We start from the raw sequence: 21,150 nt of genomic DNA, 5'->3' as shown, positions 1-21,150 counted from the left end.
GACGTATTATACATAGATTTAGGGGGATATATGAGTCTAGCAGATACACAATACCTCGGTATTATTGAAAATATTTTAGAACACGGCACGTATGGTCAGAACCGTACGGGCATTGCGACCTATAAATTACCTCATCAAATCATGCAATTCGATTTGCAAGAGGAATTTCCAATTTTGACTACAAAATTTGTAGCTTTCAAGACAGCGGTAAAAGAATTGTTGTGGATTTGGCAAATGCAATCTAACGATGTACGTAAATTGCAAGAGATGAACGTGCGCGTATGGGATGAGTGGATGCGTGAAGACGGCACCATTGGTAAGGCTTATGGTTACCAAATCGCAAAGTACAAACAATTAGACAATTTAATCAAAACTATCAAAGAAGATCCTGATAGCCGCCGTATGATTGTTACATTGTGGAATATTGAGGATTTAGATGATATGGCGTTGCAACCATGTGCGTATGAAACATTATGGGATGTAGCTGATGGACACTTGAACTGCATGCTCATTCAACGTAGTGGCGATATGGGCCTTGGCGTTCCATTTAACACGGCTCAATATGCAGCGTTACAATGCATGATTGCTCAAGTAACAGGTCTTAAACCTGGTAAATTTACCCATGTTATTAACAATGCTCATGTATATGAAAACCACGTAGAAGCATTGCGCGAGCAATTGGCACGCCGCGATCAAGCGTTGCCAGCGCCAAAAATTATTGTGAATCCTGATGTAAAAGACTTCTATGATTTCACACCTGAGGACGTTACATTAGATGGCTATGAACATCTAGGTAAATTGTCCATGACTGTTGCTGTATAGCATTGTATTCATGACCATTGCTAAATAATATTACAATTATGACTGTTGCCATATAGTATGTATCGAAAGAGGGCAGTATGTTAGCATTAATCGTAGCCGTAGCACATAATCGTGTGATCGGTAAAGATAATACCTTGATTTGGCACTTGCCGAATGATTTGAAATTCTTTAAAGAGAAAACGACAGGTCATGTCATCATTATGGGACGTAAGACCTTTGAAAGCTTGCCGTTCTTGTTACCTAATCGTGAGCACTGGGTGATTACCCGCGATAAAGGCTTTGATGCACCAGAAGGGGTTACGATTTTCCATAGCCCTGAGGCGGCTGCAGAAGCGGCTCGTGCTCTTGATGCGGCCTATGTCATCGGTGGTGCTCAAGTATATGAGGCTTTCTTGCCTTACGTAGATACGATGTACATCACAGAAGTAGACCATGAATTTGAAGGGGATGCATTTTTCCCAGAGTTTCCAGAGGATGCTTTCACCATTGAATCCGTTGTAGACGGCGTAGTGGATGAAAAGAATAAATATCCTCATCGTTTTGTAACCTATCGCAGAAAGGCATCTAAATGAGTGAAAGAATGTTTGCCATTATCGGCAGTGAATTAAATGTTAAGCCAAAGCAGGTGCAAGCTGCCGTAGAATTATTAGACGAAGGCAATACGGTGCCATTTATTGCACGTTACCGTAAAGAGGTAACAGGCGAATTACAAGATGAGCAATTGCGCATCATTGAAGAACGCATTAAATATTTGCGCAATTTGGAAACACGTCGTCAAGAAATCATTGCCTCTATTACAGAGCAAGAAAAGATGACCGACGAATTGATGAAAGCCTTAGAGGCTGCCACAAAGCTTCAAGAATTAGAGGATTTGTATTTACCGTACCGTCCTAAGAAACGTACGCGTGCTATGATTGCTCGTGAACGTGGCTTAGAGCCGTTGGCAGAAATGATCCTTAACGATACAGTGACCTCTGGTAATCCGTTAGAGATTGCTAAAGAATTTGTAACAGAAGAGGTACCAACACCAGAAGACGCTATTCAAGGTGCATCTGATATCGTAGCGGAAATCGTTAGCGATAGTGCAGACTTCCGTGCGTACTTGCGCAAAAAGATGTGGAACGAAGGCTTTATTCAAGCTGAATTGGCTGGTGATGAAGAGGTACAGCAACAGTTCTTGCAATATGCAGAATATGCCGAGCCTGTTCGCCAAATGCCATCTCACCGCATCTTGGCGGTTAACCGCGGTGAAAAATTAGGGGCCTTAAAATTAGCCCTTACAGTACCAGGTGATACATATGTAGCGTACATGGTGCAAAAGTTGGAGAACAATCCAAAGTCTATCTTCGCAGACTATAAAGCAGCGGCCGTAGCAGATGCGTACAAACGTCTAATTTTCCCTGCTCTAGAACGGGATATCCGCAATGAGTTAACGGAAAATGCGGATGAACAAGCTATCAAGGTGTTCGGTGTAAACCTTAAAAACCTATTGTTACAACCACCTTTGGCAGGCCATGTTATTATGGGCCTTGACCCTGGGTACCGTACAGGCTGTAAGATGGCTATCATTGATCAACAAGGTAATGTGCTCGATTACGGTGCCTACTATTTAACAAATAGTGAAAAGCTTCGCAAGGAAGCACAAAAGGTGTTGGCTGATAAAATCCGCAAGTTCAAAGTTACCCTATTATCCATTGGTAATGGTACTGCATCCTACGAAACAGAGCAGTTTGCATCTACCATGATTGAAGAGGAAAAATTAGATTGCCACTACATCATCACCAATGAAGCAGGTGCATCTGTATATTCTGCTTCTAAATTGGCTATCGATGAATTACCAGATTTAGACGTAACAATTCGCGGCGCCGTATCCATTGCGCGCCGTGTACAAGATCCATTGGCTGAATCTGTTAAAATTGATCCTAAATCTATCGGTGTAGGTCAATATCAACATGACGTCAATCAAAAACAATTGACTCATACTTTAGATCAAGTAGTTGAAACCGTAGTAAACCACGTTGGGGTAGAGCTTAACACAGCATCTCCAGCTATTTTGCAACATATTGCAGGTATTTCTAGTACGGTGGCTAAGAACATCGTTGCATACCGTCAAGAGAATGGCGTATTTAAAAGCCGTAAAGAATTGTTGAAAGTACCTCGTCTAGGTCCTGCAGCGTTCACACAATGTGCTGGTTTCCTTCGCTTGCAACACGGTAAAAATCCACTAGATAATACATCTGTCCATCCTGAGTCTTATGAATTGGCAGAACGCATTATTGGTGAATTAGGCTTTACCTTAAAAGATTTGCAAGATAAGGCTCAGTTAGAAGCGTTACAAGTGAAGTTACCTCTCGTTGATGCAGAGAAAATGGCCGCAAAACTTGATGCAGGTGTACCAACTGTACGAGATATTCTAGCTGCTTTGGCAAAACCAGGTCGTGACCCTCGTGAAGATTTGCCTGCACCACTTACTAGAAAACATGTAGTAAGCCTTGAAGATATCAAAGTCGGTACTGTGGTAAAAGGTACAGTTCATAACGTAGTTGACTTTGGTGCCTTCGTAGACTTTGGCCTTAAAACTAATGGTCTTTTGCATCGCAGTGAATTATGCAATAGCCGTCAACATCCATCCGATGTACTGGCTGTAGGCGACATCATCGAAGCTCAAATTATTTCTGTTGATGTGAAGCGTAATCGTATCGGTTTATCTGTAAAAGCATTACAACCAGAAAAGCCAAAGAATAACGATAATAACCGAAACAGAAATAACAATGGTCAACGTCGAAATAATAATCGTGACAACGGTGGCCGTCAAAACAATAGAAATAATGGAGAACGTCGAAAAGCATAGTTATATATAACTACGTGGTCCTTTTTGCTTCATTATTCTATGCAATCTAGTTAATCTATATTAATAGATATTAAATGAGATATATTATTGACTAAAAGTCATCATATAGAAAACCGCATCCTCTATGGTGTTAGAGGGTGCGGTTTTTCTATATAGCTTAAAACTATGTATATTAATGCAGAAGTGATATATCGAAAATAGTATATCTGATTGAAATATTTAGATATAAGGAGTATGATGAACTCATAGAGGAAATCTTCCTCAATCTATATTCCTACATAGGAGGTAATGCTATGAGCTTGAACCTTAAAGAACGATATGGACTTTTAATTAATAATGAATGGGTACCGGCATCTGATGGTGCTGAATTCAATGTATATAACCCTGCTAATGGCGAACAACTCGCTATCTGTGCAGAGGCTACGAAGGACGACGTTGATAAAGCGGTAGACGCTGCAACAGAAGCTTTCAAAACTTGGAAAAAAGTATCCCAAGTAGAACGGGCTGATTACTTGTTAAAAATTGCTGACGCTATCGATGCGCACAAAGAGTACTTGGCACAAGTTGAAACTTATGACAATGGTAAACCAATCCGTGAAACTTTGAATGTAGATATTCCACTTGGTGCTGACCATTTCCGTTACTTCGCTGGCGTACTTCGCTCCGAAGAAGGATCTGCTCAAGTATTTGACGAAAATACATTGAGCCTTATCGTACGTGAACCAATTGGCGTTGTAGGTCAAGTGGTGCCTTGGAACTTCCCATTCCTAATGGCAGCTTGGAAATTGGCACCATCTCTTGCAGCAGGTTGTACAGTTGTAATTAAACCTTCTAGCCATACATCCCTTAGCCTTTTAGTATTAGGCGATATTTTGAAAGATATCTTGCCAGCAGGCGTTGTAAATATCGTAACTGGTAAAGGCTCTAAATCTGGTCAATATATCCTTGATCATCCAGGCTTCAGCAAACTTGCTTTCACAGGCTCTACAGAAGTCGGTCTTGATGTATATAAAGCAGCATCTGAACGCTTGATTCCTGCTACATTAGAATTAGGTGGTAAATCTGCGAATATCTTCTTTGAAGATGCGAACTGGAAACAAGCTCTTGATGGGGCAATGCTTGGGATCCTCTTCAACCAAGGTCAAGTATGCTGTGCAGGTTCCCGTATCTTCGTACAAGATACAATTTACGATAAATTCGTAGCTGAACTTTCCGCATTATTTGATAAGGTAAAAGTTGGTTTACCTTGGGAAGAATCTACACAACTTGGTTCCTTGATTTACGAAGATCAAGTTAAGAAAGTACTTAGCTATGTAGAACTTGCTAAAGAAGAAGGCGCTCGCATTGCAGCTGGTGGTGTACGCGTTACTGACGGTGAACTTGGTAAAGGTTGTTTCATTAGACCTACACTTATCGTAGACGCTACAAACGATATGCGCGTAGCTCGCGAAGAAATCTTTGGCCCTGTAGCTGTTGTTATTAAATTCCACAGCGAAGAAGAAGTGATCGAACAAGCTAACGATAGCTTATACGGCCTTGGCGGTGGCGTATTCACACAAAACCTTAACCGTGCCATCCGCGTGGCTCGAGCAATCGAAACAGGTCGTATGTGGGTTAACACATATAACTCCATCCCAGCAGGCGCACCATTCGGTGGCTATAAACAATCTGGTATCGGCCGTGAAACTCACAAAGTTATCCTTGAACACTATACTCAAATGAAAAACATCATTATCAACTTGAGTGATAAACCATCTGGTTTCTACGATTTAGATTAATAAACTTCAACTCTCCAATAAACTATAACAATGAGGCACCTCGTAAGAGGTGCCTTTTTTGTGCTTAACAATAGCTTATTATCTGTGAAAGGATACAGTATGCTATAATTGTAGCCATATAAAAGCGTGTTGTTTAGAGAGGGCCATTAGAAAATCAAACCCTAAGGCAATACTTAAGTAAATAGAGTAAATGCATAGTGAAGAATATTTGTACTAGATAAAAATAAGGAGTATCAAATTAATGAATCCTATTCCCATCAAAAAATTGTATAATCCTCAATATGATTTGTTATCTACTAGCGATAGAATGGAATTATTAAATAAGATTGGAAAAATATATAATTTAGAATTAATATGCTTTAAAGAATTTACTGCCTTTGGAAAATCCACATATACGGCGGTATATCGTTCACATGAGGGTATAGAATTTGTATTTGTTCCTGGAGATACTGTTACGTTAGGGTTTGATTTTAAAAATAAACCATTTCAGGATATTTTTAATGATGAAAATTTAGCGGAGCTTGCCTATCCATTTGTCGAGGGATATGAAGAGGAAATCTTTAGTGAAGACGATGTTCAAACTAAGATTAGCGAAGCACTAGAAGATGAAGAGGTACTATCCAACATAGAAACGTATTTTAAACATAATTTTACTCAAGAAGATGAGTTTGTAATCCATCCATTATTGGTACAAAAAGAGTATAGTGAAACCTGCTGGAGTCTTATTCCAGATGATATGCTTACACAAAATAAAGAATGGCAAAACATGATAAAAAAAGCCGAGGAAAAAGGTGTTTCTGAAGTGATGGTGCACAACACTGTTTGTTTATATAAAACAGACGATAGCAATTGGTGTGGCAAACTTTATGAAGAAACAACATTTAAGAAACTTTTACAGGATATAAAAGATAATAGATATTCTTTGCCTACACGAAGAGAGTGGGAGTATTTAGCTGGCAAGGGGGGTAGAACTATCTTTCCATGGGGAAACAATATAGATTTCTCTATGAATTTAAAGCATATGGAATGGATGGATAATGATGGAGAGTATACGTTAGAAAAAGAAAACTTTTTTGGCCTTGTTATAGGTGACGATCCGTATTGTAGAGAAATTGTATATGATGAAGATGAATTTTCCTATAAAGGTGGAGATGGTGGCCGCAATATATGTGGAGGCTTAGGCGTTATGTGGGGCTATTTACCTGTTTCACCATACTTTCAAGATAGTGAAATGGTAATTGGCGATAATATAAATGGAGGATATGATTTCTTTAGGAGGATTATAAGAATTGTTGATGATAGTGTGAAATGATGTCACATATAATATTTCTAGAATATCAAATGGCAATATCGTTTCATAAATGAAACAGGTGCCTCTTAGGAAGCACCTGTTTTATTAATAGTGGGATAAACGGAATACTCTTCTATATTCTTCCGGCGAATCAGAACCATCAGATGGTTTTATGATGACTCTAATATATATCTCTTTTTTGAAATCTGGATATGTTTTAGCATATTCTTTGCAGAATTGATCCATTCGATTGTAAAAGTTTGTTACATCTTGGTTTTGTATGGCTGAATAGGGGATAGGCATTTCAATATACAAAGAAGATGTATCATATGTGGCATAGGATAACTCCTCTGCCGTTAGATAGTTTTTCATTAATGGAAATGCAGTTATCAACGGAATGTTGGTTATTAGTATTCGATCAACTTGTGGTACAACAGGTGCAGAGGTGTGCAAGACTTCAGATATTTCAATGGGCATTTGGGGATACTTGTCAAAGGTGACTTGCCATGTATTGTTTCTTTGTGACTCCAAGTGATATGTTAGATTAGGATAATCTTTATTTATATATTGTTGTACCTCATCTTCACTATAATGTGATAGAAGATGACAACCCGTTGTTAGTATGAGGGATAGTACAATCAACGGTAGTGATACAAATCTTTTAAGAGTAAATGGTTTCATTGGTATTCCTTTTATACTACTTTAGAATGTTCAGTAAATTGTAATTCTTTAACAGGCATTGCTTAATTATTGGCGGTATTTTGAAGTACGTTCTTTTAATCATATTATACCTAAAACATATTTTTACTTATATAGTTGATTAATACCATACAATTCTCCAATAAACTATAACAATGAGGCACCTCCTTGGAGATGCCTTTTTGTGCTTAATATAGACAATCAGTATCTTATCAGTATCGAGAGACCTTATGCTATAATTAAGAACATCTAAGAATGTATTGTAAAAGAGACTGGTAAAAAATGAAAAAACTTGAAATGTTAGGATATTTTTGGATTTTCATATCTATGTCGTTATCCATAGGGTTATATAAACTTGAGATTAGTAAACGTGTCATTGATGAAAAATATGAATATATCAAAAGACATAGAGCTTTTGGTAATTTAACTAGGTATTTATCTATAATTGCCATTATAAGTATATTACTACTAAACCTTAACTTTTTAGTCTATAAAGATTATGAGTTTGTGTCACGTTTTGGTGGGGCTTGGGGATTCTTCGTGCTTTTGATAATGTGTACAGGATTTTTTCAAAAGAGAGACAGTTTATATTATAAACGTGGGATAATTGCTATTGTTTCAATATTATTCGGTGTTGTAGGCTCTGCTTATGCGTTTAAAGATATATTCTTTAAGTAGTAAAGAGAAAGATTGAATACAAGAAAAGTATCGTCGATGAAAAATGAGGTAAAAGATGAGTAGGTTAACAATATTAGGTAGTACGTTTGTTTTTGCATCTATCATATCGGGAATAGCCTTATATAAACTTGAAATTCGTAAGACTTCAATTAATGAAGAGTATGAATACATAAAAAAACATAGAGTTTTTGGTAGTTTAACAAAATATTTGTCTATTATTTCTCTTATAAGTTTAGCTCTACTGATTCTTAAAATTATAATTGATAGAGATTATACAGTAATTGTGAGTTATGGAAGTGTTTGGACTATTTTTACACTTGTTACACTGTGCACAGGATATTTTCAAAAAAGAGATAGCATATATTACAATCGTGGACTCATTGCCGTATTTTCGATGCTGATGTTTATTACTGTTTGCATCTATGCGTTTAGGAAGGTATTATTCTAAATAAAAAATATATATTGTTTTATTATCTTAGACTAATAATATAGAATTCTTCAATAAACCATAATAAGAAGACACCTCCTTCGAGGTGCCTTTTTTGTGCATAATATAGAAGATCAGTATCTAATAAGTGTGGAGCTGCCGTATGCTATAATTAAGAACATTTAAGAGTGTATTGTAAAAGAGACTGGTGAAAATGATTAAAGGAGAGTATAAACCATGATTCATTTAGATTATCTATTAGTTATAGGCATATTGCTTAGCATTTTACTCTTTCTTTTGGTTGGAGTCTTTTACTATAGTAAAGCTAAACTTTTAAAGGGACTCAATATTTGGTTCTTAATAATACTTAGCGCTCTTTTGAGTTATTTATTATATCCCTTATATGAACTGACAGATTATAGAGAAGAATTTACGTCAATCGTTATAATCGCTGCGATAATCATTAAAATAATTATCAATTTATCTATATTTATGATAGCTGATAGAATAACAACGAAATGGATTTCTAAATTAATTTTGATTCTATGGGTTGTTCTTGTTGAATGTTTGTATATGCCTATTCATTTATCATACCTTGTTTTCCTTTGTGTATCAGGTGGAATCGTTTTAATAGAACAGTTAAGAGAGAGAAGAAAGAACATTTAGTTTTGACTTGTAATTACTTTTATAGCGTTCACCTTTGAAATATGATATACTATTCTAACGCGCATAATTCGTGCGCGATAGGAGGAAACACATTTAGATGTTAGAAAAATTTGAACAATTAATGATTAGCGAACCTGTTCTAAGAGCGTTAAACGATATGGGCTTTGAAGAGCCTACGCCAATTCAACAGGAAGCTATCCCAGTAGCCATGAGCGGTAAAGACATGATCGGTCAAGCTCAAACAGGTACTGGTAAGACAGCAGCATTTGGCTTGCCTGTATTGGAACGCGTAGACGGGAATGAGCGTCACGTTCAAGTAGTTATTTTATCCCCTACACGAGAATTAGCTATCCAAGTAGCTGAAGAGCTTAACAAAATGGCTCAATACACGAATATCACAGCACTACCTATCTATGGTGGTCAAGATATTAATCGTCAGTTCCGTGCCTTGAAAAAAAATCCACAAATCATCGTTGCCACACCAGGCCGATTGATGGACCATATGGATCGTGGTTCTATCCACTTTGACCATGTGAAAGTTGTGGTATTGGACGAAGCCGACGAAATGTTAAACATGGGCTTTGTTGATGATATCAATAAAATCTTGGGTGCTATCCCAGAAGACCATCAAACATTGTTGTTCTCCGCAACTATGCCTAAAGCTATCCAACAATTAGCTGAAACATATTTGACAGAGCCAACATTGATTCGTATGAAACCGACTCAAGTTACGATGGACTTAATTGAACAATATTATATCGAAGTGCAAGACCGTCAAAAATTCGATGTTCTTTGCCGTTTGTTCGATATTCAAACACCTGAACTTGCGATTATCTTCACACGTACAAAACGTCGTGTTGATGAAGTAACAGAAGGTCTTAAGAAACGTGGTTACATGGCGGAAGGCATTCATGGCGATTTGTCTCAACAAAAACGAGACAGCGTAATTCGTCAATTCCGCGAAGGTACCATCGATATTCTCGTGGCTACTGATGTGGCAGCTCGTGGTCTTGATATTTCTGGCGTATCTCACGTATATAACTATGATATGCCTCAAGATCCTGAAAGCTACACACACCGCGTAGGTCGTACAGGCCGTGCTGGTAAAGCTGGTCAAGCTTTCACGTTCGTTATCCCTCGTGAAATGGAGCATTTACATGCTATCGAGCGTTTAACAAAACGTAAAATTGCACGCCGTCGTGCACCTTCCTTAGGTGAAGTTCTTGAAGGTCAACAACGTTTGGCTATTGAAAGCCTCGTTGAAATGACAGATAATTTAGAAGCATTAGCGCCATTCAAATCTAGTGCAGAGGAATTGTTAAACGATACAGACTCCGTAACATTGTTGGCTGCAGCTCTTAAATTATTAACAAAAGAACCAGATACAACTCCTGTAAATATTACAGAAGAAAAACCATTACGCGTACGCCGTCGTCGTGAAGGTGGTCGTGGTGACCGCCGCCGTGGTGACCGTCGTAGAGATGGTGATCGCCGCCGTGACGGTGATCGTCGTCGTGATGATCGTCCTCGTCGCAGCCGCGATGATCGTAGAGGTGAACGTCGTGATGACCGCCGCAGAGATGATCGTAGATCTGATCGTCCACGTGGTGACAGAAAACCTCGTCATCAAGGTGAAGGTTTCAAGCCTTACTTTAAAGACTAATAGAATGTGGATTGCTTTCGAGCAATCCACATTTTTTATTACTTAATAGTTAATACTATCTATCTTGATAAGTGTTGAGAATTCTGCTATAATAGATAATAATTATTTCTTGTGAATGGCCGATAATGGTCGATGCCTTATAGATTTCCAAGTGGAGAAAGGTAGAGTAGAGTATTATGGATATCGCACAAATTCTGCGTAGCCAAGGGTTCAAAGTAACCCCACAACGTATTGCGATTTATGATGCCTTGCGTGGTCATCATGATCATCCGACAGCAGAAATGTTGTATCATACGTTGCGCCCTGAACATCCAAGCATGAGCTTGGCAACCGTGTACAAGACGATGGAGATTTTTGAAAAAATCGGTCTTGTAAAAATTTTAGAAGTAGGTGATGAGCGCGCTCATTACGATTGGGACACACAAGCTCATTCCCATATTCGTTGCATCCGTTGCAACAAGGTAGAGGATATGATGGGCATTGACTTACAAGCTATCAAAACAATTGCTGATCAAGGTAGCGAGTATCAAATCACAGGTCAACATATTACCTTTGAAGGTGTATGCCCTGAGTGTGCTAAAAAAGAAAGCCATTAATACATAACCCCTGTCGCGAAGGGCTCCTTCACGGTAGGGGTTATATTAGTTATATATGTCTTATATTCATTAGGCTTTTGGAATAGATGTAAGCGTAATCGAATAGATATTAGAATTAAGTATGTTAGAATTATAAAATTATATAAATATAAAGGAGTAGTATGTTTGTCATAGGCAGTCATTTATCAATTAGCAAAGGTTATTTAAATATGGGGAAGGAAGCTACTAAAATTGGTGGCAATACCTTCCAATACTTTACCCGTAATCCTCGCGGCGGTGGTATGCGAGCTCTCGACTTAGAGGATATGAACAGCCTTGGTGCATATATGAAAGAACATAATTTTGGTACTTTATTAGCTCATGCGCCATATACATATAACCCATGTGCTGCAAAGGAAGACTTGCGCGCCTTTGCAAAACAATCCATGATGGAAGATTTAGAGCGCATGGAATATTTACCAGGCCAAATGTATAACTTTCACCCAGGCAGCCATGTGAAGCAAGGTGTGGATCAAGGCATCGAATATATCATAGAATGTTTGAACGAAATTTTGTTCCCTGGCATGAAGACGACCGTTCTTTTGGAAGTAATGGCTGGTAAGGGCACAGAAATTGGTTCTCGTTTTGAAGAGATTGCACGCATCATCGATGGCGTCAAATTAAAAGAGTACATGGGCGTATGTGTTGATACGTGCCATATCCACGAAGGTGGTTATGATATCGTTAATAATCTCGATGGTGTTATCGACGAGTTTGACCGCATTGTAGGTTTAGACCGTTTGAAAGCGATTCATTTGAATGACTCTAAAAATCCGATGGGCGCTCATAAAGATCGGCACGAAAAAATTGGTGAAGGTCACATCGGTATCGACGCCATTGCTCGTATTGTGACACATCCTAAATTGACGAACTTGCCGTTCTATTTAGAAACGCCAAACGAACTTGATGGGTATGCAAAAGAAATTGCTATGTTGCGCTCTATCGTAGAGAATCAATAATTAAGCTAAAATGCAGTCTTAGTTATATAATTATTTATATAACTACATTCAGATAAGGTATAGGGAGAGCTGGAAAGGGGGATAAAATGCGTTTTTTACATACTGCTGATTGGCATTTAGGACGTATTTTTTATGGTCAGTATTTAACAGATGACCAAGCTCATGTGTTGGAGAATCAGTTCTTTTCTATTTTGAAAGATGAAAAAATCGACGGCATATTGTTAGCCGGTGACGTATTTGATAGAGCGGTACCTCCTATTGAAGCTATTGAGTTATGGGATTCCATCATTACCCGTCTCGCTATGGATTATAAGGTACCACTCTTCGTGGTAAGTGGTAATCATGATGGGGCTGAACGCCTTGAAGTGGGGCGCTCTATGTTGAGTCAATCAGGAATCCATATTTGGGGATCCCCTCATCATGCATTACAACCCTTTGAATTTGAAGGTGTTGATGGTAAAGTGGCCATTTGCCCTATGCCCTTTAGCGAGCCTCGTCGCATAGGGGATGCATTAGGGTTAGGTTTTGCTACCCCTTCTTTGGAAACGACTCAATATTTAAAGAATGTGGGAGAAACTGAATCTAAGATTAAAGCAAAATCTAAGCGGTCTAAATCTAAAAAAGCATCTGTAGATGTTGTGGAGGACTCTTTATTTGCTGGTGTTGATATGGCCGATGAAAAAATTGCTGCTATAGAAACATCTAAGGGTGTAACACAAGATTTAGTCGCTCATAATGAAAGTGGTCTCAATCTACATAATTATGATCAAATGTATCAGGCTTGGAGCAACCATTTACGTAATCAAGTGCCAAAGGGGATGCGTAGCATTGCTATTAGTCATGCCTTTGTAATGGGCGGTGATGTAGGTGGCTCTGAGCGTACCTTATCTATCGGTGGTAGTGAACAAGTAAGTCCACAAGTCTTTAAAGACTTTCACTATACAGCCCTTGGCCATTTGCATGGGCCTCAGCGAATGGGGGCAGACTATATTCGTTATAGCGGATCGCCATTAAAGTATTCCTTTGATGAGCATACGCAGAAGAAATCTTTTACCATCGTTGATATGAATACAAAGGGACAAGTAGATGTTAGCACCATTCCTGTAGATGCGAAGCGAGATGTAGTTATTTTAGAAGGTTACTTTGAAGACCTCCTAAATAATAAAGAATTACAAGCTAAGCATAAAGACGATTACGTGCAGGCTCGATTGCTTGATACGATGCCTATAATGGATGGGATGGCTAAGCTGCGCCAAGTGTATCATCGATGCATGACTATTGATTTAGTAGGTCGCGTGGCAACTCCTATGGCAGATATGGATGAAGCCGTTTTTAAAGAGTTAAACGAACGCGAATTATTTAATCAGTTTGCTGAAACCGTGTGGAAAGAGCCATTAACAGAGCGTGAGCAACAATACATTAACTCTGTATGGGATCGAATTCTAAAGGAGGACTAAATGAAGCCTATATCTTTAACTATAGAAGCCTTTGGTCCGTACCGTGATTCGGTTACCTTGGACTTTAGTGCACTTCAAGATCACTCAATGTTCCTCATCTCTGGTCCTACGGGAGCAGGGAAAACGTCTATACTAGATGCTATGGTGTATGCCTTGTATGGCGAACCTAGTGGGGAAGTGCGCAAAACAGATGCTATCCGTAGTGACTTTGCAGAACCACATCGTATGACACGGGTTGATTTTTCCTTTGCTATCGGTGATGCTCAGTACCGTGTTGAACGATTGCCAAAACAAATGGTTGCGAAGAAACGCGGTACTGGCATGCGTGAGCAGAATGCTAGTGCCACTGTCTACGAAATGAAAGATGGAGAGTGGAAGGTTATTGCTACCTCTGCGGCAGCCATTCGCGATACAGTTCAACGCATCATAGGCTTTCGTAAGGATCAATTCTTACAAGTTGTTCTATTGCCACAAGGGGAATTTCGAAAATTACTAGTTGCTTCCACCAGTGAACGGGAGGAGTTATTACATACACTCTTTAGAACAGAGTTATACCGAAAACTACAAGAAGTTCTTAAAGCAGCTTATGATGACGCAAAAGCAGGCATTGAGGCGAATCTAACAAAACAATCTGCGTTGCTGCAGTCTATTCCTCATGATGAGGATACGCCAGTGCTAACGGTAGAACATGTACGTGAATTGTTGGCTAACCGAGAACCCTATCGCGATGATCTTATCGTACAGCGAGATGAGGCTGTCACCGAGGTAGAGCAGTTCAATGCATTGCGTAAGGAGTGGGCTTTATATAATCAGGCACAACAAGCTCTCATAGAGGCTACGTCTAATTTAGACTTGGTAAAAGCAAGAGAAGAGGAGCGGTCTAGCTTAAGCAAAAAGGTTAAATTCCTCACCTCTTTAACTCCAAGCTATGAGTTATATAAACAGTTTAAGGATAAACAGTCGGTGTTAAAAACCTTGGAAATATCACTTTCAGATACGAAACAAGGTGTGGAAAGTGCATCTCAACATGAGTCTAAATGTACAGAGGCTCATGAAGCGTTAGTATCTCAAGCTGAAACTATGCAAGCTAAAAGAACTACATTGGCTCAACTCCAACAACAGTCAGAAAAATTTGATGAGTTAGCACTGCTAAATAAGGAATTAAGCACATTAAAGGGTCAATCAGAAATATTGGACCGGGAGAAAAGCGACGCTGCGTTACAGAAACAACACAAGCTAGTAGCTGATTTGGAGGCTAAGTTAGTTGAAGCGAGAAAACAGTTCCAAGCTAATAGTAAAGCATTAGAGTCTATTCCTCGTATCCAAGAACAGTTGAGTCATTTGCAACGATATTCTGAATTGGTCGCTGAGAATCAGAAGGTTCAAAATGATATCGATGCTAAAGATAAAACATTAGCGACGATTGATGAATCGGTAAAGAATTCAAAGGTACAGCTTGAACGGTTAGAACATTTGATGGCAGAAGGGCGTGCCTTTGAACTTGTCCATTTGGTAGTAGATAATGAGCCTTGCCCTGTATGCGGATCTACAGAGCATCCACAGTTAGCATCTAGGCCTGAGTTATATCCTACAAAAGAGGAAATAGAAGAGGCTCGTGCCGTGCGTGATCTTGAGTTACAAAAGCAAGCTAGTGAAATTGGTCAGAAAGAAACGTTAGCTCTTCGTCTACATGAGTTAGATCAGCAAATTAAAGACCAAGTTTCTCAGTTGAAGTCATCTATTGAGAGTTTTTCAGAAGAGGCTTTTGCTTCTATTCAACATGACTTGTTATCCAAAATGGAACAGCTTACAACCTTGCGTAGCGACACTGAACAGCTGAGCAACACTATAGCTAACACTGAGGGTGACCTCAGTGCAGCTAAAGATACACTAGCGAAATTGGATATGGCTCATAAAGAACTACTTGATAACTTACACAATTTAGAGGTTCAAATTAGTTCTGTACAAGCTAAGATTGATGCTGTATCTAAAACGTTGCCGACTACAGATCTTGATGCATGGCATAAACAGATAGAATCGTTAGACACTGAAATTAAAGAATACGATGAGCAGGTGAAGGTTTGTAAAATAAATTTAGATGTTGCTCGAGAACAGCTCAATGCTAAACGAGGGCGTCTAGAAACCTTATCTGCCCAAGTGCAGGAAGAAACTAACAACCTTGATGTAATGTATAAGGAATATACAAAATCATTGCAATCGACTTCTTTATCTGAAGATGATTTCATAGAGGTATTGGTTGATTATAAGGCATTAGATGCGTTTAGAACTGAGCTACATGCATTGGATGAGGCTTTTAGTACAGCTCAAGCTGTATATGATGCGGCTTTGAAACATGCCCAGTCTGTAATAGAACCAAGTAATACGGTTTCTGACGAAGTATATGATACGGCCGTAGAGAAACGTGATAATTTAGTAGGTTCTCTTGCGGCTTGGGATAAAGAAACAAAACATATTAAAACCACATTAGCATCATTAGAAGAACTGGAAAAGGCTATGGGCGAAGCTCGTGAGGAAATCACTTTCTTAAGCCGTCTTAACGACTTAGCCAATGGAGGTGAACAAGGCTTTAAAAATGTAACCTTTGAACGATATGTGCTAGGTGCTATTTTAGATGAAGTTGTGTATGCCGCCAATTTACGACTTCAAAAGATGAGTCGTAGTCGATATTCCTTGGAGCGGTCTGACTATACTGGTGGTGGGCGAGGCAAACAAGGCCTTGATTTGGCCGTTATGGATGCTTTCACAGGTCAGTCAAGACCGGCGAACACCTTGTCTGGTGGTGAAACCTTTTTGGCGTCGATGGCTCTTGCCTTAGGTCTTGCGGATGTCATTCAAAGTTATGCAGGTGGTATTCATATGGATACGATGTTCATCGACGAAGGCTTTGGTACACTCGATCCAGACACGTTGGAACTCGCCATGGAAACACTGGTGCAATTGCAATCGTCAGGTCGCCTTATCGGTATGATTTCTCATGTACCTGAATTAAAGACCCGCATACCTGCCCACTTAGAGGTAACACGTGGTGATGATGGTAGTACAGCAAAATTTGTTATTAACTAGCTATAGAATTGCCAAATGTGATACTATTAAAAGAGGAGAATTCCTACAAAAACATACTGGAATTAATTAAGGAGGTCCTATGAAATTTTCATTTGCTCACAATAATATAAATGTTAAGGATCTTGATAAAAGTTTAGCTTTCTATAAAGAGGCTTTATTACTTGAGGAATCTCGCCGCTTGGAAGATCCAAGTGGTGCTTTCATCCTTGTATATTTAAAAAGTCCATATACAGCGCATGAGCTAGAACTTACTTGGTTGCGTGACTGGGATCGCCCTTATAATTTGGGTGACAATGAATTCCACTTGGCATTTTATGTAGATGACTATGAAGCAGCTCTTAAAAAACACAAAGAGATGGGCGTTGTAGCTTATGAAAATGCTGATATGGGAATTTACTTCATTGCCGATCCAGACGGTTATTGGACAGAAATCATTCCGGCGGGTAAATATTAATGGAATATATGTTAACTCGTTTAGAATGGTTAGTTGGACCAGATAAAATCCAAACCTTAAAGAATACATCTGTGGCTCTCTTTGGTGTCGGTGGTGTAGGCGGTGGAGCTCTTGAGGCTCTAGTACGTGCAGGGGTTGGGCGGATCGTTCTTATCGATGGAGACTCTATAGCACCTAGTAATTTGAACCGCCAAATGATTACAACTCACGACACGATTGGTGAGCGTAAGGTAGAGGTAGCAAAGGCGCGAGCTCTTTCTATTAATCCGGATGTGGTGATAGAAACTCATGATATTATGTATACAGAGGAAAGTTACCCTGGATTCATTCAAAGCTTACACGTTGATTATGTTATCGATGCTATTGATATGGTAACGGCAAAACTAAATATTATTGAGGTTTGTCAACGTGAAAGTATCCCCGTTATTTCTTGTATGGGCGGCGGTAATCGCTTTTACCCGGAAAAACTTATGATTGCTGATATCCATAAGTCTCATACATGTCCTCTTGCGCGCGTTATGCGTCGGGAGTTAAAAAAACGGGGCATAAAAAAACAATTAGTTTTATTTTCTACAGAAAAACCAACAAAGCCACAGTTCCGTGGGGAAGCAACAAGTCCTGGAACATGTAGTTTTGTGCCCCCAGTGGCAGGTTTTATATTAGCAGCACATGTGTTGCGTACAATTTTGGAGGTACCTGAACAATGAAAAAAGCAAAAATCCATATGGCTGACGGCGGCGATATTGTAATTGAATTATTTGATAAAGAAGCTCCTGGCACAGTACAAAACTTCATTGATTTGATCAATAAAGGTTTCTACAATGGTCTTCGTTTCCACCGTGTAATTCCTGGTTTCGTAGCTCAAGGTGGTTGCCCTAATGGCAATGGTACAGGTGGTCCTGGCTACACAATTAAAGACGAATTAATTGGTAACCCACACAAACACGAACGTGGTGCATTGTCTATGGCTCACCGTGGTCCTAATACTGGTGGTAGCCAATTCTTTATCGTATACGAACCACAACCTCATTTGGATGGTGTACATACAGTATTTGGTAAAGTAATTGAAGGTATGGACGTAGTTGATGGTATCCATCAAGGTGCCATCATGGAAACTGTTGAAGTAATCGAAGGTTAATCTCATGAATGATGTATCTATTAAACATCCGGAATGGCTATATATTGATGTAGACGGAAAGACATCATATGGGTATGACCAAGAATGGTTCACTGATGAGTGGCAACGCTTGTCTGGTTGTGGTCCCACATCGGCATCACAAGTATTGGGTTATTCGCTGTTTAGGGATGGCTTATTAGATCTGGAAACCACATCTGATCAAACGCTTGCTTTAGAACGGATGAACTTAGTTTGGAAATATGTAAAGCCACGCTTTGGTGGTGGTGTTTATAAGACTCAATGGATGGAACGTGGTCTTACTCGTTTACTGGAGGATAAAGGCCTATCTTATGATGTACATATGTTGAATGTATCTCCGTTCTGCGCATCTCGTGTAGAGGTGGAGGCTGCAGCTCAGTTTATTCATGATGCATTGGCGCAAGATGTGCCTGTAGCATTTTTGAATCGTCATAAGGGTAAAGAGAAAGCTCTTTATACATGGCATTGGGTTCCAATTCACAAGATATTTATGGATGGCGATGATATTCGCTGTGGCATCTTTGATGAAGGTGAAATCCGTGATTTCTCGTTAGCAAATTGGATGAAAGACACTATTTTAGGTGGCGGTTTCTGTTATATTAGCCGTAAAGGTTAAGTAATAGAGCAATTAAAGTAATATACATACGCATCGCAATAACCTGCGGTGCGTATTGTAGTATAAAAGTAGGAGGTACTACATGAGTCAATGGATTACAGAGGAACAAACCCCTCATTTACGTCTCAGCGCTGAAGCAGAAGAGGTATTATACTCTGGTGAATCTGAGTTCCAAAAAATTGAAGTGTTTAAATCTAAAGAGTACGGTACGATGCTCGCATTAGATGGTGTATTCCAAACGTCTGAGCGTGAAGAGTTCATCTACCATGAAATGATGAGTCATGTTCCATTGTTTTTACATCCAAATCCTGAACGTGTATTGATCATCGGTGGCGGTGATGGTGGCGTAGCTAGAGAATGTGTACGTCACGACTGTGTAAAAGAAGTAACAATGGTTGAAATCGATGGCAAGGTAGTAGAGTTGGCAAAACAATATTTACCAACTATTGCTAAAGCTATGATTGAAAACAATCCAAAATTAACTGTAAAAATTGGCGATGGTATAGGTTTCATGGCAGAAGCAGAAGATTATTATGATGTAATTATAGTAGACTGCTCTGATCCAATTGGTCCAGGTGAAGGTCTATTCACTGAAGAGTTCTATAAGAATACCTTGAAAGCTCTTAAAAAAGACGGCTTGTTTGTACAACAAACAGAATCTCCTATGTTGCATCAACCGCTTGTAAAGAAAGTATTTGGGTATGTAAATAATCACTTCCCAATTGCACGTTTATATACTGCATTTATTCCAATTTACCCAGCAGGTATGCATTGCTTTACGTTGGGCTCCAAAACATTTGACCCATTAAAGTGGACTCCTAATCGTGAGCAAACTTTTGAAACTAAGTACTATAATGAAGGAATTCAAAAGGCTGCCTTTGCATTACCAAATTTTGTAAAAAACTATTTGCCAAGTAAGTAAATAATATGTATAATAGGGAAGCACCATTCGTGAGGCCTTTGCTTCCGAAGTGCTTCCTTATGTATATAAGGCTAAAGAGTTTATATTAGAGATAATACATTTCTTAATTTTAATTGTAAAAGTTAAATGAAATTGAGAAAAAGGTGTTGACACAAATCTCTAGAACAGATATAATTCTCTTTGTTACGAAGACAACGTCTTCGATACCTACAAGGTGGTGGGTATGGTGAAGCGGTTAACACGGCGGATTGTGGCTCCGTTACGCGTGGGTTCGATCCCCACTACTCACCCCATAACCTACACATCATAATCACTGTAGGGGTGTCGCCAAGTGGTAAGGCAACGGACTTTGACTCCGTTATGCGCTGGTTCGATCCCAGCCACCCCTGCCAACATGACTCACTAGCTCAGTTGGCAGAGCACCTGACTTTTAATCAGGGTGTCCCGCGTTCGAGTCGCGGGTGAGTCACCAAATTAAAACTCACAAACTTCGGTTTGTGAGTTTTCTATCTCTATTTCTAGAGAATTTGGTTATGATTGTATGTATAAAATCAGTTGAAAATAAATTGAAAAAATCTTTGAAAAAAGAGGTTGACGATTTAAGACTTCGCTGATATACTTATACAAGTCGTTAGGGCAACAACCTAACGTAACAGATCTTTGAAAACTGAACAATGATAGGTAATCAATCATATGATTGAACATATGCCAGAGTGCGGGTTTTGACAAAGTCAAAACCAACCATAATTCAAAGTTACTTAAATGTAACGACAACAAATAATGAGCTATTCAAATAGCTTCAAGATATCTTGGAGAGTTTGATCCTGGCTCAGGACGAACGCTGGCGGCGTGCTTAACACATGCAAGTCGAACGAAGAGCGATGGAAGCTTGCTTCTATCAATCTTAGTGGCGAACGGGTGAGTAACGCGTAATCAACCTGCCCTTCAGAGGGGGACAACAGTTGGAAACGACTGCTAATACCGCATACGAT

18 protein-coding genes, 3 tRNA genes and 1 rRNA gene are annotated in these 21,150 nt (G+C 39.2%); 21 read left to right on the top strand and 1 reads right to left on the bottom strand.

Going from position 1 to position 21,150, the window contains the following annotated elements; all coding sequences use genetic code 11:
- Positions 1-30: 30 nt before the first annotated feature.
- The 5 genes from VCHSUH03_RS03910 (at position 31) to VCHSUH03_RS03890 (ending at position 6,763) form a co-directional block, all read left to right on the top strand.
- Positions 31-822: a thymidylate synthase gene (locus VCHSUH03_RS03910; RefSeq protein ID WP_105094126.1), complete on the top strand. Its 792-nt coding sequence runs from the start codon at positions 31-33 to the stop codon at positions 820-822.
- 77 nt (positions 823-899) lie between these two features.
- On the top strand, positions 900-1,394 hold the full coding sequence (locus VCHSUH03_RS03905) for a dihydrofolate reductase (protein ID WP_105094125.1): 495 nt from the start codon (positions 900-902) through the stop codon (positions 1,392-1,394).
- Positions 1,391-3,673, top strand: coding sequence for a Tex family protein (locus VCHSUH03_RS03900; RefSeq protein WP_105094124.1), 2,283 nt, complete (start codon positions 1,391-1,393; stop codon positions 3,671-3,673). The genes VCHSUH03_RS03905 and VCHSUH03_RS03900 overlap by 4 nt, the downstream gene beginning before the upstream one ends.
- Before the next feature lie 293 nt (positions 3,674-3,966).
- Positions 3,967-5,451 (top strand): aldehyde dehydrogenase family protein, encoded by a 1,485-nt coding sequence (locus tag VCHSUH03_RS03895; RefSeq protein ID WP_105094123.1) that lies wholly within the window; start codon positions 3,967-3,969, stop codon positions 5,449-5,451.
- 241 nt (positions 5,452-5,692) lie between these two features.
- Positions 5,693-6,763 carry a hypothetical protein gene (locus tag VCHSUH03_RS03890; RefSeq protein ID WP_105094122.1) on the top strand — a complete coding sequence of 357 codons (1,071 nt, stop codon included), beginning with the start codon at positions 5,693-5,695 and terminating at the stop codon, positions 6,761-6,763.
- An 84-nt stretch (positions 6,764-6,847) separates the two neighbouring features.
- Here the strand turns inward: VCHSUH03_RS03890 and VCHSUH03_RS03885 are convergent, their stop codons facing one another.
- Complete coding sequence (locus VCHSUH03_RS03885) at positions 6,848-7,423, bottom strand: hypothetical protein (protein ID WP_105094121.1); 576 nt, start codon at positions 7,421-7,423, stop codon at positions 6,848-6,850.
- 300 nt (positions 7,424-7,723) lie between these two features.
- Between VCHSUH03_RS03885 and VCHSUH03_RS03880 the strand changes: the two genes are divergently transcribed.
- From VCHSUH03_RS03880 to VCHSUH03_RS03800, 16 genes are all read left to right on the top strand, one after another.
- A complete protein-coding gene (locus VCHSUH03_RS03880; RefSeq protein WP_105094120.1) occupies positions 7,724-8,119 on the top strand; it encodes a hypothetical protein in 396 nt (131 codons plus the stop codon).
- A 664-nt stretch (positions 8,120-8,783) separates the two neighbouring features.
- Positions 8,784-9,212: a phosphatase gene (locus tag VCHSUH03_RS03870; protein ID WP_105094118.1), complete on the top strand. Its 429-nt coding sequence runs from the start codon at positions 8,784-8,786 to the stop codon at positions 9,210-9,212.
- A 97-nt stretch (positions 9,213-9,309) separates the two neighbouring features.
- Positions 9,310-10,875, top strand: coding sequence for a degradosome RNA helicase CshA (cshA, locus tag VCHSUH03_RS03865; RefSeq protein WP_105094117.1), 1,566 nt, complete (start codon positions 9,310-9,312; stop codon positions 10,873-10,875).
- Positions 10,876-11,051: 176 nt separating this feature from the next.
- Positions 11,052-11,471, top strand: coding sequence for a Fur family transcriptional regulator (locus VCHSUH03_RS03860; protein ID WP_005385669.1), 420 nt, complete (start codon positions 11,052-11,054; stop codon positions 11,469-11,471).
- 161 nt (positions 11,472-11,632) lie between these two features.
- Positions 11,633-12,469, top strand: a complete 837-nt coding sequence (locus VCHSUH03_RS03855; RefSeq protein WP_105094116.1) for a deoxyribonuclease IV — start codon at positions 11,633-11,635, stop codon at positions 12,467-12,469.
- A gap of 86 nt (positions 12,470-12,555) precedes the next feature.
- On the top strand, positions 12,556-13,926 hold the full coding sequence (locus VCHSUH03_RS03850; RefSeq protein ID WP_105094115.1) for an exonuclease SbcCD subunit D: 1,371 nt from the start codon (positions 12,556-12,558) through the stop codon (positions 13,924-13,926).
- Entirely contained in the window at positions 13,927-17,010 is a 3,084-nt protein-coding gene (locus VCHSUH03_RS03845) for an AAA family ATPase (RefSeq protein ID WP_105094114.1), read from the top strand. It begins immediately after the preceding gene.
- A gap of 79 nt (positions 17,011-17,089) precedes the next feature.
- Positions 17,090-17,464 carry a VOC family protein gene (locus VCHSUH03_RS03840; RefSeq protein ID WP_105094113.1) on the top strand — a complete coding sequence of 125 codons (375 nt, stop codon included), beginning with the start codon at positions 17,090-17,092 and terminating at the stop codon, positions 17,462-17,464.
- Positions 17,464-18,171 (top strand): tRNA threonylcarbamoyladenosine dehydratase, encoded by a 708-nt coding sequence (locus tag VCHSUH03_RS03835; RefSeq protein ID WP_105094112.1) that lies wholly within the window; start codon positions 17,464-17,466, stop codon positions 18,169-18,171. The genes VCHSUH03_RS03840 and VCHSUH03_RS03835 overlap by 1 nt, the downstream gene beginning before the upstream one ends.
- The gene (locus VCHSUH03_RS03830; RefSeq protein WP_005385683.1) at positions 18,168-18,602 is read left to right on the top strand and encodes a peptidylprolyl isomerase; all 435 of its coding nucleotides are present in this window, start codon (positions 18,168-18,170) and stop codon (positions 18,600-18,602) included. Before VCHSUH03_RS03835 ends, VCHSUH03_RS03830 begins: the two co-directional genes overlap by 4 nt.
- 4 nt (positions 18,603-18,606) lie before the next feature.
- Positions 18,607-19,236, top strand: coding sequence for a hypothetical protein (locus VCHSUH03_RS03825; protein ID WP_105094111.1), 630 nt, complete (start codon positions 18,607-18,609; stop codon positions 19,234-19,236).
- An 82-nt stretch (positions 19,237-19,318) separates the two neighbouring features.
- Positions 19,319-20,158: a polyamine aminopropyltransferase gene (gene speE, locus VCHSUH03_RS03820; protein ID WP_105094110.1), complete on the top strand. Its 840-nt coding sequence runs from the start codon at positions 19,319-19,321 to the stop codon at positions 20,156-20,158.
- A 217-nt stretch (positions 20,159-20,375) separates the two neighbouring features.
- Positions 20,376-20,451: transfer RNA gene (locus VCHSUH03_RS03815), tRNA-His, on the top strand.
- 24 nt (positions 20,452-20,475) lie between these two features.
- Positions 20,476-20,550, top strand: a tRNA-Gln gene (locus VCHSUH03_RS03810).
- Positions 20,551-20,554: 4 nt separating this feature from the next.
- A tRNA-Lys gene (locus VCHSUH03_RS03805) sits at positions 20,555-20,630 on the top strand.
- 334 nt (positions 20,631-20,964) lie between these two features.
- Positions 20,965-21,150: ribosomal RNA gene (locus tag VCHSUH03_RS03800) — 16S ribosomal RNA — on the top strand; the annotation flags it as partial.

The sequence above is a fragment of the Veillonella infantium genome, assembly GCF_002959895.1.
Lineage (GTDB): Bacteria > Bacillota > Negativicutes > Veillonellales > Veillonellaceae > Veillonella > Veillonella infantium.
The sequence above is the reverse complement of the archived record's forward strand: the minus strand, read 5'-3'. Positions and strand labels throughout refer to the sequence as shown.